The organism is Bacteroides sp. K03 (assembly GCF_019734355.1).
Taxonomy (GTDB): Bacteria; Bacteroidota; Bacteroidia; order Bacteroidales; family Bacteroidaceae; genus Bacteroides; species Bacteroides nordii.
In genome coordinates, this window is sequence record NZ_JAASHC010000020.1 from 63702 (window position 1) to 77467 (window position 13766).

Here is a 13766-nt window from a genome sequence, read left to right on the forward strand (position 1 = left end):
CTTTTTATTAGAAGGTCAGATTCAGACCAATATTATATATTCTCTGTACCGGATATTTCAACCCGTCACCAGCTTGTTCGACATCCCATTCTTTAAATTTACTGAAGCAGAACAGATTGTTTCCGGTGAAATACACACGCAGGTTCTTCAATCCGGCCTTACGGATTAAGTTTTGTGGCAATGTGTAACCTATTTCCACTTGCTTAACGCGCAGGAAAGATCCGTCGCGCATAAACCAAGTACTTTTCTTCGCATTATTTTCAATAGAACTGTCAGCCAGACGGGGCCATACAGCATAAATATTACGATTGTTCTCCGACCAATGATCGTCTGCAATAAACTTTGCCAACTGATTATTTTCGCGAGCACCAGTTGACGGATCGTCAAAGAAAGGAGAAACTTTACCATAATCAATCCAGAATGATTCTCTTGCCAACCCCTGGAAGAAAACGGAAATATCAAAATTCTTAAATCCGTAAGAAGCTCCGAAACCATACACAATCTCCGGATCGGTAGGATATCCGATAGGTACCTCATCAAGTTCCGAAATGATACCATCTCCGTTTACATCCCGGTATTTGATGTCACCGGCACCGTATTCTCCAAACTGCACCGGAGAGTTCTTAACTTCTTCCTCATCTACAAATAATCCTTCAGCGATGTATCCCCATTGCTGACCGATAGAATTACCTACATGCTTTTTCCATGGGGCATTCGGATAATCCAGTTCTTCATATTCTACATACTCATTAGTAGCGTAAGTAAAGTTGGCTCGCAATTGTAACCAGGTTTTATTACTGAAGTATTTATTGTAATCCATCGAAAGGTCTACTCCATGAGATTTCGCCTTACCAAGATTGGCTTTTGGAGTTACCCAAAGTCCCATTGTTTTAGGTATATCTTTTCTCTCCTGGAATATATTAGAACGATTCTCCATATAATATTCTGCAGTAATATTCAGCGCATCCAGAACGGTCATTTCCAAGGCAAAGTTTGTTTTCTTGGCAATCTCCCAAGTGATATTAGGATCAGCATAACGACTTACCGAAATTCCATTTCGGCGATAAGCTCCCTCATTATAACCAAAACTTGCTCCGGAACCACTGTTATTCATATTAATTTCGGATAAATAAAGGAAACGGTCTGTATCCTTTGCAATATTATCATTACCAACTAGACCATAAGAGGCACGAAGTTTCAAGTTCTGAATATACGGAGTCACCGGCTTGAAGAATTTTTCATTAGAAATAACATATGCAATACCTGCAGACGGGAAGAATCCCCAGCGCTGACTTTTGTCAAAACGTTCGGAACCATTATAACCAAAGTTTCCTTCTATAAAATAACGATTATCATATGAGTAAGTGAGACGCCCGGAAAGACCGACATTACGTTTGGGCAATGTAGTCTGAAGAGTTTCAGCATTAGGTTGCTGATTATTACGCAACTGCATAACTAATAGCCCCCCCACTCCATGCTTTCCAAATTCGCGGTTATAAGTTAAAGCCGCTTCCATATACATATTAGCCTGAACTGTCTTTTCACCCTTGCCAAAGTCCAGATACTCAGTTCCTCCGTCCGGATTAATAATATCCACCATATAAGTCTGATCCATATAATTGTACTGTCCCAACTTATAGTAGAACGGTTTGTATTGACGACTGGTAGAATAGGTAGCCAAACGGGAAGTATTGAACAATCCGCGTAACTTCAATCCCTTTGTCACAAAATCCAGATCCTGATGTAATTCAAACTGTGCTTCCATCTTATCTCGTCCGGACTCTTTGTATCCCTTAACCAGTTCCGCATATGGGTTGATATACTTACCATCGCCATAGTTACCAAACATGATGTGTTTCAGATAGGCATGATCAGCATCTTTCGGATAAGTAGCGGGGAATAATACAGGATTGGTCTGCATTATTTTTCCATACAAATCAGAACCGCCATTCAACGGACCATTATAGTCTTCAAATGAACCGTTCATACGAACCATCAGCTTGGTTGTTTTAGTAAGTTTGATGTTTACATTAGAACGTAGCGAATAATTACGTATCTTAATGTTATTGTTGAAATTGTTGGCTTTATCTACTTTCAGTATACCATTGTCCTGACTGAACGAGCCGGCTACATAATAATTAACCACACTACCACCACCACTGATATTCAAGTTTACACGCTGGTTCATCGTATAATTTTTCAGCAGTTCCTTTCTCCAGTCCGTTACAGGATAAATGGCAGTTGGATGTCCCGGAACAGTATTATCAATCTTATCTTCCGAATATAACAATGCATGCAAAGGATCACGAGTCAGGATAGCCTCATTATGCAACTTCATATAAGTAATAGGATCTGCCAGTTCCAGCATTTTAGTAGGAGTTGAGATCGAATTCTCAACACGTAAATTTAGTTTCATGGTACCGGCCTGTCCTTCTTTCGTTTTTACCAGAATAACTCCATTGGCACCACGTGATCCATACAAAGCTGTTGCCGTAGCATCCTTCATGATAGAAAAGCTTTCAATGTCGTCCGGTTGTAAACGCGACAGATCTGCAGTACTTACCTCTATATTATCAATTAATATTAAGGGCGATTTGGCGTATCCGAATGAAGTAACTCCACGTACAAAGAAATTTGAGTCATCTACTCCAGGCTCACCCGTACGTTGATAAGAAATCACTCCGGCTACACGCCCTGCAAGCGCATTCGTCAAATTACTGGTCGGTACTTTTAGTTCAGAAACCTTCAGCGTACTGATTGCACCGATTACACTCTCTTTCTTCTGAGTACCAAAAGCAACCACTTCTACTTCATCCAATGTCCGGGAGTCCTCATATAAAATAATATTAATCGTTTTATCTTTAACGACTTTCTCTGCCGAAATATAACCAATGAATGAGAACTCCAAAACAGCACCTTGTGCAACCCCCGTTAATGAGTAATTTCCGTCCAGGTCAGTTGCCGTTCCTTTTTGAGTACCTTTTACCCTTACAGTAGCACCGGGAATTCCATTTCCTTCTGAATCACTAACCCTTCCCTTTACAGTAAATGTAGCTTGTGGTGTTGCATACGACTCCGGCGTTGATACGGAGTAAAAAGTTTCGTCCAATGCATAGGCTTCGACAGTCATTGCCAATCCGAACGACAAAACAGTAGCCATTAAAACTGACTTTTTAGAAAGTGGCATAATACCTTTAGGCCAACAATGCCTGCAAGTCACTTTTTTTTGAGCATCAAGTGTTTTTTGCATAATTGTGTGTTGATTAATAATGAAATAGTAATAGTTACAAATTAAAAAAGAGATAATAATAAGATTCTTTTCTACCTATCCGAATTTCAAATCAAGGAGGATGTTTTTTCATATACATAATATTAAAGATTTAATAAACAAAAATTCACCTGGACAAATATTTTCACCTTAAAAATAACTGAAAAAGAGAATTATTTTCTGTTACAAATATATGCCGCACCCCCTCAAACGAACATGCCTAATCTCGCCATAAATGTAACATACCAACACTTGCAGTATATTATACTATTTTTGCACTATTGATAACAAAAAAGAAAAGAGTAAATAAATCCACAAAAGATGTATACTAAAAAAATACACTATCCCCAAAGTATACATCATTTACCCAAAAAATGTATCTGTGTTCGCCTAATATGTATTTTTTAGAACATTATTGTTCCTTTATACATTTAATTACCAATCCGTATAAATAAAAAATATCAATTCAAGACTATATGATAAACACCACTTCTTAATACCGGCAAAAATACCTTTCCGTCTTTTAATATCGTTTTTACCAACTGTCCGTTAACATTTACTTTATTTATATCTTTTTTTGCCGGAAGAATCACTTCCGCTTCGGTATTTCCGGGTACTCTTACCTTCATTAAAAAAGTTTCACCAGTCTGATTATACTCCACCGTTACTGCCCCTTTAATAGTAGGTACTTTAGCTTTCGCCCATTTCAACTCTCCCAATTGAGGTTTAATCTGAAACTTGTTCCAGCCTGGAGAAACCGGTTTTACTCCTATTAATTCCCGCATAATAATATTACCGGGAGCAGCTCCCCAAATATGGTTCCAGTCTTGATTACCTTTATATTTATTTCCCCATGCTTCCATCGATACTGTACTCTCCTCACGAATCATATTATACCAACTTCTGTCATCGGTAGAATTCATCAATGAAAGTCCATAATTTCCATCTTCCGCCCCATATACTGCTTCCAGCAGAAATTGTGCAACATACACACTGCAAGCCATTCCCTTACTGCGAATATATTTCATAACAGGCGCCTTATCCTTTTCATCTACTAATCCGAAAGCCAATGGGAAAATATTGGCATGTAAAGAAGCGTGTTCTGTATTATCACTGTCCCGATAACGTTTGTTTTTCCTGTCCCAGAACAGGCGTTGGAAACTCTTTTTCACACGTGCCGCTTTCTTTCTGTAAAAGAGTTCATCCTCTTCATTACCCAATGCCCTTGCCATTTTTGACATTAATACTAAATCACGATAATAATATGCGTTAATAACTGATTTGCAGGCATTATCTACAACAAATCCATCGCGTTCTGTCACCGGCCAGTCAATAATATCCTTAATACTTTTTTTATGATGTATCTTTGCCATTATTTGCGGATTCTTCTGTTTTTCTGTGCCCGATACAACAATCAAACCATTTTCCGTCTCAAAATCCATCAGGCATTTGGCTTTCAAATCATCATAATAATAACGGATAGAACGCAAATCACCGGTATAAAGATAATCCAACCATGCCGTCATTACAGAAATCTGAATCCATTCGGTAGGCCAGGTAGGATGGGTAATAGAGTACTCATGTGAATAACGTGGCAAATTATATTCATCGTCAACGCAATAAGCTGTCAGTTGCCCGATATAATTATCCCCTTCATAAGGCAATCGTTCGCGATCCCCATCGATAAATTGCCCTGTGAAAGAAGTTGCCTTTACACTGTATTTACATAATTCCCATACCTGATTCAAAATGCTATCCGAACATTCAAAATAGGAAGCCTCATCATTATAAGGATAGTACACAGCATTGCGTACCAACAAGGTTTTATCGGCACTACCCTGATAGTTTTCCAATTCCACATAACGGAAAGGAACCACTTCGCCTATATAATCAGGCATCTTAATGCCACCGCCACTGTGACGAAACTGAATCTGATAAGTATGAGTTCCGGAACGTAAGGGAATACGATATCTACCATATCGAATATTACCACCGGGTTTTCTGTTTACACACCCTTCCGATGTCATCGCTTCTCCGGTATGTACAAGTACTGTATCCTGACCGCTATCTGAAGTCAGAGTCAGATAAAGTTGCCCACAGAAGGCTGCCTTACCAAAATCCGCCACCAATACTTTGTTTTTCACATTTTGGATATAAACAGGTATTTCCTGTTGTTTTTGAAGAGGATACCGTGCAGTCGCATGTTTCTGTAATTCCTTATCTGTCAAGAAGACAGCTACATCAGAATAGGAGCTTTCCGTTTGCTTCTCATCCCATATCTTTACTTTCCAAAAATAAAGATGATTGCCGACAAGAGGCTTTCCATCATAGATTATACCGGATGATTGTGTGCTCTCCACCTTCCCGGAATCCCATACATCCCCTTTATTTTCCTTCAACTTTGCTTCTGTACTTGCCACTAAAATCTGATAAGCCGTCTGCATCGTCGCTCCCGACTCACAACAAGGGATATTCCAGCCAAAAGAAGGGGTCTGTGTAAGGATTCTCACGCACTCATACTTGCCTGACATAGCAGCTTTCCATTCCGTCGGAACAGCGAATCCATGCGCAGACTGATAATCAGTCTGTAACAGCAAATCACACCGCAATTGAATCGGTACATTCACCTCTTGAGAAAATCCGGATACACAGTAACACATTACGAAGAGAAAAAAAAGTGACCTACACGAAGTAATATTCAATAGATATTTCATAAACATAACACTTTATTTAGAGAATTACAAAGTTTTCTTCATAATAGCAAACATTTGACTTTCTATACAGAATAAAGAATAATTCCAAAAACATTACGTATTATAGCGCTAGTTCGATATAAACATTATATTTTATTCAACAAGACACCCGCCATTGAACTAAATTTTAGTAATGACGGGCGGCTGACAATATTCTAATTATATAGAAGCCACGTTAAACTAAAAACGACACCTATCTCTTGATAATTTTAACTATCTCATTTTCGATTTTCACCAAATAAACTCCATTGGTGAAAGACGAAATATCTAAAATAGACATGTCAGATTGCAGCATGATACGACCTGTCAAATCATATATGGTTACCATTGAAGCCGAAGCCTTATTTGTAATGGTGATTTTCTCTTTTGTTACACGCGGATAAATCAATAAAGAAGATTCTTTCTCGGTTATTACATTCGTCATTCCTTCTATATATAAATGTTCTGGAGTCACTTTCGGTTGCTGATCTACAGAAATATTTTTCAATACCGGAAGTGAATATTTTCCGTTGCCCATCATCCATACACCATCAACCACATCAAAATTCCAACCGAGGGCCAGATAAGTAGATTCTTCATTTAGTTCCTTTTTTGTTTTCCCTAAACCATTATTGTTATTTTCCATACCATCAGTTACAACTTTACCATCTATCAACATTTCATCAAAAGCTAAATTTTCGGAGAATGAAGTTTTTGAACTGTTTTTTACCCAACCAATGATACGTCCCGCCGATTTTGCAGAAATAATATCAGGATTTAAAGCAACAGAATTTTTCACTGTATAATTCTTGCCAGCATCGTTTGTTCCTCCCACAAGCCCACCGGCAGATTTATCATTATTGGTAGATTTAACGACACTGGTGCAATAACAATTTTCCATCGTTACATCACGATAGGCCGTTCCAATCAAACCACCTGCACCATCAGCACCTATTATCATCTTATTTGCCACATAACAATTGCGTATAGTCACCACAGTAGTTGTAGAAGTATATCCCATAATACCACCGGCTGCCGAATTCTTTGCTTCAACCACACCCCCTTTCACAAAGCATTCTTCAATCACTATCCCTGTGGTTGAATAAGGAGTATGACCTACAAAAGTTCCTACATTTTTGAGTCCTGTAATCTTCTTATCCTCCGGAATAACTAAACCGATTCTTTTTATCGTACCTCCGGATAAACTCCCGAAAAGTCCGATATTTTCAGTTTCCGGTCTTTCGATCCAAAATCCTGAAATAACAAAACCGTTTCCATCCAGTGAGCCTTTAAATCCGTTTATCGGCTCCCAACCTTTAACTGGCGAATTTTGCGTAATCCAGTCTGTTAAATCAATATTATTCATCAATCTGTAATGGGCGGTAAGGTTATCCCGTACTTCGTCCAGTTCTACTGCCTTCGTTATCAGATAAGGACTTTCAGCATTTCCGCTGCCATTACCACTGAATGCACTTACTTGCATCGTAAAAACTCCTGCGTTTGCCCAAGCAAAAAACGCCAATAATAAATATTTCTTCATAATGTTTGAGTATATATTAACAAAAAGAATTATTATATCCTGATTTCATTTTTGGAATAAAACCATTATTTAATTAAACATTTAACTGTTTCACTACTTAGTTGCGGGCTTGATAAACTAACCAAATAAAATCCGTTGTCCAACCGACAAGTATAGCCATTTGAAATTTCTTCGGTAACAATCGTATGTCCAAGCAGATCCCTGATTTCTAAAGTGACAGGTTCTATAAAATCCGTCAGTCTAACTGTTAGTGTATTATTCTGACTGGTTATTTGAAAAGTCTTCCTATCTGTATTTTTAACAGAAGTCAAGTTGTTTGTAAACACACATTTGAATTTCGTTTTATTTCCCGAATAATCTGTTATGACAAGCTCATCATTCTCTTGTATGAAATATGACATACTATTCAAAACATACGACATGTTTCCTTCAAAAGATATGTTACTTAAGAATCTTTCAGTAGTAAGGTTTTGTACGTTTTCTTTCGTATTCAAAATCTTTATCTGATGATTTTCAAAATCAATGCCGTATTCTTCCGATTCAATCATCCATCCCGACACTTCTATTTCATACAAAGACGGATAAGCTGTTGGGGCATTACCTCCAAGAACTTCAACCCGTACAAACCGACTTTTACTTTGAAGATTATCAGATACAGCATTTGATTGAGTATTTCCAGAACGATCTACCTCTATCTCAAATTTTTTCTCATTACCAGCAGTCTTTATATGATACTGATAAGTTCTACTTCCATTGGGATTAAACCAGTGAATTGTAATTTTATTTAAGATATACTCTTTCCCTAAATCTATCTCAAGCCAATGAGGATTCTTGTCTTTTGACGCCCAGCGTGTATTATAATCTCCATCTACTGCATAGCTGGATAAATTATCTTCGTTCACCTGCTCAGAATCTGTTGTGATATTTTTCTTTAGCGCAATATGTCCGGCAACAAATTCATAAGTTACCTTATTTTGGGTATCTTCAGACGTTACAACTATTTTCATTCCAAGACTAACCATTCCTTTTGTAACAAGTGTTTTGCCATCAGCCTCTACGACAACAAACATAGCTCCGTCAAGAGCTCGCAAATAAGAATAGATTTGCTCAACAGGAATATTTTCCTTAAAGATGATTCGCTTATTATCATTGTCCACAACAAGCTTATCAGATTGCAAAGTAGTTGTAGTACCAGCTATTTTAGTCCACACAACCTCATCAGTATATTCTTTCTGATCCTGTGTGCCTACCACCTTAATCTTATTCTCAGTACTTGCCAAAAGTACTACACCGTCCCATTTAAAAAATCCGCAACAAACATCTTTTGATACGATTTTCCCTTTAGACTCTCCGTTTACGAACAGTTCCACCAATTCACAGTTAGAATAAATGCTTACAGGAGTAACCTCTTCTTTCCGATTCGTATATCTTCTGCTAGTAATATATACAAATGGTTCATTGCTCCAATTTGCCTTATAAGCATAATAACTATCTTTTTTTACTTTCCGATCATAGGTGATTAAACCTTTGTCGTTCACTCCGTGTTGATCACCCTCTTTTCGAGCGTCCGAAGCAAAATCAAATATATTCCATAAAAAGGTTCCCCATACGAAATCCCGGGTAGAAATATCAATGATAGCCTGTTCGTGGACTTTGTTTTGATACTCCTCCGGATGAAAATCCCCCCCATTTGTTACTGGTTTTGCAGGATTTATCTCATGATGGTAAATACTTCCGCCAGCACCATATTCTGAAAGTGCTGTAGCCCTTGATTCACTATCTTTAAAGCTATCTAATTTACCGCTGAATAGAGGATTTTGCACATACCATCCGGGATAATAATTCCAAGCGAAGACATCCGAATTCCAATTTTTGGCGGTATGGTGATTGGTAGCCTGGACAGTCAGGCGAGAAGGATCTTCCGCATGAGCCAATTCGTTCAACTCTTTCATCAAGATTCTCATGTGAGTATCATGCTGTTCTCTGATCTCATTTTGTAATCCCCAAAAGAAAACCGACGGACAATTATAGTGTTGACGAATCAACTCTCTTAATTGATCTTTGGTCACTTCATTGAAAGACTCAGCCGTTCCCGGACGGTCTACAAGAGGTATTTCGGTCCATACAGCCAAACCATAACGGTCGCACAGATCATAGATATAAGGATCGTGCGGGTAATGGGCAAGACGAATAGCATTCGCCCCCATATCATATATCATTCCAAAATCTTCGTTTTGCTCTTTATCAGTAACGGCATATCCCATATTATACCTATCTTGATGCTTGCCAACTCCACGCAAAGGATATAACTTACCATTCAAAAAAAATCCCTCTTTTGTTACTGAATAATATCTAAACCCTACATATTCGGAAACCACATCAATGACATTTCCATTTTCTTCAATTTCTAAATCAACGAGGTAACGATAAGGATCTTTCTTACCATTCCAAAGGTGAGGTCGCTCAATGGTTATCTTTTTTTCAAACCGATATGACTTTCCCGGTTCTATTGTCACTAACTCATTCAATGTTTTTATCGCTTTTCCACCCGGACACATGGCAGTTACATCAAATGTCGGTTTAGGTACGTCCGCTATAGATTCAAAACTATCTGGATTTCTTAACTTCCCATTAATAATGACCGTCTTGGATTCTGACGAATGATTAAATATAAGGGCTTTTATCTCCAAATCCGCACTTGATTCACTGACATTGACAGGAGTTAGATAAAGTCCGGAAGAACCATTGTCCATCAAATCAACATGTACCGGATCAACTACGATTAGAGATACATTTCTATAGATACCTCCTAATACTGAAAAATCTCCGCCTAACGGCATAATTTCTTCCGAATGACGGTTATCTACCTTTACGGCAATAATATTGTCTCCGGATTTCATCAGCGAAGTAATATCAAAACGAAAAGCAGTATATCCGCCTTTATGAATTCCTGCCGATTTACCATTTACAAAGCATTCGGCTTGTAGACAAGCTCCCAAAAACTCGATATATAATTTCTTACCATTATATGAATCGTTCCATGGTAATGATTTTCTATACCAACCTACAGTTCTCAAATAATTGTTACCACCATCCTGTGCATCAATGTTATTCCACGTATGTGGAATATTTACAACACTCCAAGATTTATCATCAAAATCGACAAATGCCGGATTATTCGACAATATTTTACTTTGAAACTTCCAACAGGCATTGATGTTAATTTTTTGCCTTCCGATCTCATTTCCCAAAGCAAACTGACAAGAAAGAATAATGCCTAATACTAAAATCAAATTTCTCATAAGTAATTGATTTAAAATCAAGAATATAGAAATACCATATTAGTTCTAAAAGCATATCTACATTATCAGATTATTTTATTCAGTTTTCCGATATAATTTACTTTCTAATCCATATGGTATTTAATCGTAAATTGAATTCCCATGAGAAACCGGTGTCATATAATGCCCTCATGGGAACTTATAAAGATATTTACTCTCTTATCTTCAGACAAATTACAGGTTAATAACCTTACGTACGAATCTTCCTTTATCTGTACGGATAGATACTAAAAAGATACCACGTTCCGGCAAACTAATTGTGATAATACCGTTTATAGCATTTTTACCATCTATTGCAGAACAAACCGTTTTTCCAGATATATCAATGACGTCAATATTTATAAAGCTCCCTGCTTTGGGTTGTATCTTTAAAGATCCTTCCTCAAGTGTGATCCGGAAATCTTTACCGTCGACAACAGGCGATAAACCGGTAATTTCTTCTCCCGTCACATCATCGAATATATAATCCGGACGGGCATCTGTTCCGTTCAATTTAAAGCTGACATTTTCAAATTTGACATTGTTGGCATGTCGTACATAAAATCCATAAGCCGGCAAGGGAGTACCGAACATATTCGACTCCGGATAACCGTTGATCATCTCAGGCACATTCGCATTGGCATCATTTATTGTGCCGCCACCGGGCAAAGTTATTTCTACATTTTTAATGAATACATTATCAATAATACCTCCTGGTACACCAACAATAGAGCTTGCTACCTTGCTCACACAAGTAGCTTTGATGTCTGAAATGACAACATTCTTTAGTTCGCTCATTCGTGGGGAGCCATCACGTTTTCCCAATCGGAGGAAAATAGCTGTATGCACATCTTTCATCTGTATATTTGAAATCCTTACATCATCTAATACCCCCCCATTTACCGACTCCAAAGCTATACCAGAGATAGTTGATGGCCCCTGTAGGGTAATACCGCACCAGGTAAGTTTCTCGTAATGTTTACGGAAATTGTCTTCACTAGCTTTTTCTATCACACAATCGGTATAACTAATATTCTTAAATCCGGCTTTTCCGGCAGTACCCAATTTTATGGCATTGCAATTGGTGCGGATGGTACAGTTCTTTACAATTACATTTTCAACCGGAATTCCCCGGTCACTTTTCATGCATATGCCATCATCATCGCAATCAATATAGCAATCATCAATTTCCACATTTCTGGAGTCGATATCCAAACCATCATTATTCCAGTTTGAATGGCTGTAAACCTTTACTCCTCTGATCTTCACTCCGTCACACAATAAAAAATGCGCCGTCCAGAAAGCGGAATTTTGAAGGGTTACATTCTCTACCACAACGTCTCTGCAATTAACCAGATGAAGCACCTTAGGACGGTCTCCTTTTCCGTTTCCAAACTGAAAATCAGGTGCATTCCCACGTCCGTCAATTATTCCAGTACCAGTCACCTTCACGTTTTCAATATTCTTACCAAATACCAAAGCGCTGGTTTCAATGGCTCCAGCTTCGGGGAATGCATTACGATAATCTTGAATTGCACGACTTCCTAACAACTGTGCCCCTTCTTCAAGATGCAATGTCATATTGGAACGAAGAAAGATGGGACGAATCTGGTAGCGACCTTTGGGCACTACTACTGTTGCTTTTTTTATAGAACACGCATCGATAGCTTGTTGTAACAGATCGGTCACATCCTCGCGTCCGTTATTCGATATTCCACAGGACTCCACTACATTCAGCTCTCCTCCTTTAGGTACTAAATCAACAAAAGGATTGTCAGACTCTATTCCCAGATTATATTCATCGACGGGTTGCAAGGCCAGTGAAATTGACTTCAAGACCGGAAGCTGATAAGCCCCATTTCCCATTGTCCAGACAGATTCAAAGTCCCAACCATCATAGGTGTTCTGTATGGCAAGTTCATCAGCATCTTTGTCTTGTCCGTTTCTACCATTGGCATCGGTACTGGAGAAAGGAGCCCCGTTAATAGTACAACCCGAAAAGGCCAAATTGGCAATAAGCGTTATTTTATCTTGCTTAGCCCATGCAAAGATACGGCTGGGAGTTGCATCCCGTACGGTAATTGATTTGTTGATAGCGACACAGTTGGATATAGTAGCATTCATTTGTCCGATAGCCGCATCGGGTACACTAGCGGTACCCATTATTCCACCAGTAGATCCTCCTCCATCCACTTGGATGTTGTTTAGAGTATAACATTTGTCTATTAATGTAGTACATCCTCCATACGTACTTCCCATAATACCACCTACTCCATCAGCTGTAGCAAACACGTTGCCTTTAGCATAACAGTTAGTAATGATGATGTTCTGATTATTATTTCTTCCAATGATTCCTCCTACTAAAGTACCTTTGGATTCAACATTTCCGGCGACGTATACCTCCTTTATAAGGGTTTGCTTAATACCTCCCACATTTGTAGAGAGCCCCGCAAGGATTCCCACATTACTGTTTCCTGTAATTCTTTTACCGTCTGCAACCACTATTCCCAACCTTTTAATAGTTACATCGCCACCGATCACTCCGAAAAAGCCGACATTTTCGGCATTCATACTTATCCAGAGATTTTCAATAACATGTCCGTTTCCGTCTATATTTCCAGTAAAAGGGGCAGCTGACGTACCAATTGGCTGCCATCCGGTCTCCGGAGAGTTGTCCGTAATCCACGTAGCCAAGTCAATGTCTGCTCCCAGTTTATAATACGCATTCAGATGATCTCTCATTTGATTCAATTCCTCAGCCGTATTAATAATAAACGGATCTTCAGCCGTTCCCACACCAAAAGTAAAATTGCTGTTCGAAGCGTGAAGCGACAGACTTGTACAAAGGATGAAAATAAGACTCCAATACTTCAGAAGCCCCTTTGTTTCTATTGTTTTCATATTAT

At 38.4% G+C, this 13766-nt stretch carries 5 protein-coding genes; all 5 read right to left on the reverse strand.

Features of this window, described 5'->3' with window-relative positions:
• Window positions 1-7: 7 nt before the first annotated feature.
• Window positions 8-3250: a TonB-dependent receptor gene (locus HCG69_RS14105; protein ID WP_221650561.1), complete on the reverse strand. Its 3243-nt coding sequence runs from the start codon at window positions 3248-3250 to the stop codon at window positions 8-10.
• A 479-nt stretch (window positions 3251-3729) separates the two neighbouring features.
• Window positions 3730-5982, reverse strand: a complete 2253-nt coding sequence (locus HCG69_RS14110; RefSeq protein ID WP_221650562.1) for an alpha-L-rhamnosidase C-terminal domain-containing protein — start codon at window positions 5980-5982, stop codon at window positions 3730-3732.
• A 232-nt stretch (window positions 5983-6214) separates the two neighbouring features.
• On the reverse strand, window positions 6215-7540 hold the full coding sequence (locus HCG69_RS14115) for a T9SS type A sorting domain-containing protein (protein WP_221650563.1): 1326 nt from the start codon (window positions 7538-7540) through the stop codon (window positions 6215-6217).
• A 65-nt stretch (window positions 7541-7605) separates the two neighbouring features.
• Entirely contained in the window at window positions 7606-10842 is a 3237-nt protein-coding gene (locus HCG69_RS14120) for a glycoside hydrolase family 2 TIM barrel-domain containing protein (protein WP_221650564.1), read from the reverse strand.
• A 213-nt stretch (window positions 10843-11055) separates the two neighbouring features.
• The gene (locus HCG69_RS14125) at window positions 11056-13761 is read right to left on the reverse strand and encodes a glycosyl hydrolase family 28 protein (protein ID WP_221650565.1); all 2706 of its coding nucleotides are present in this window, start codon (window positions 13759-13761) and stop codon (window positions 11056-11058) included.
• Between the last annotated feature and the right edge of the window lie 5 nt (window positions 13762-13766).

What these genes read in the sequence shown, in the direction of transcription:
- HCG69_RS14105 (WP_221650561.1), bottom strand. Translation starts at nt 3,250, where the DNA reads ATGCAAAAAACACTTGATGCTCAAAAAAAAGTGACTTGCAGGCATTGT.
- HCG69_RS14110 (WP_221650562.1), bottom strand. Translation starts at nt 5,982, where the DNA reads ATGAAATATCTATTGAATATTACTTCGTGTAGGTCACTTTTTTTTCTC.
- HCG69_RS14115 (WP_221650563.1), bottom strand. Translation starts at nt 7,540, where the DNA reads ATGAAGAAATATTTATTATTGGCGTTTTTTGCTTGGGCAAACGCAGGA.
- HCG69_RS14120 (WP_221650564.1), bottom strand. Translation starts at nt 10,842, where the DNA reads ATGAGAAATTTGATTTTAGTATTAGGCATTATTCTTTCTTGTCAGTTT.
- HCG69_RS14125 (WP_221650565.1), bottom strand. Translation starts at nt 13,761, where the DNA reads ATGAAAACAATAGAAACAAAGGGGCTTCTGAAGTATTGGAGTCTTATT.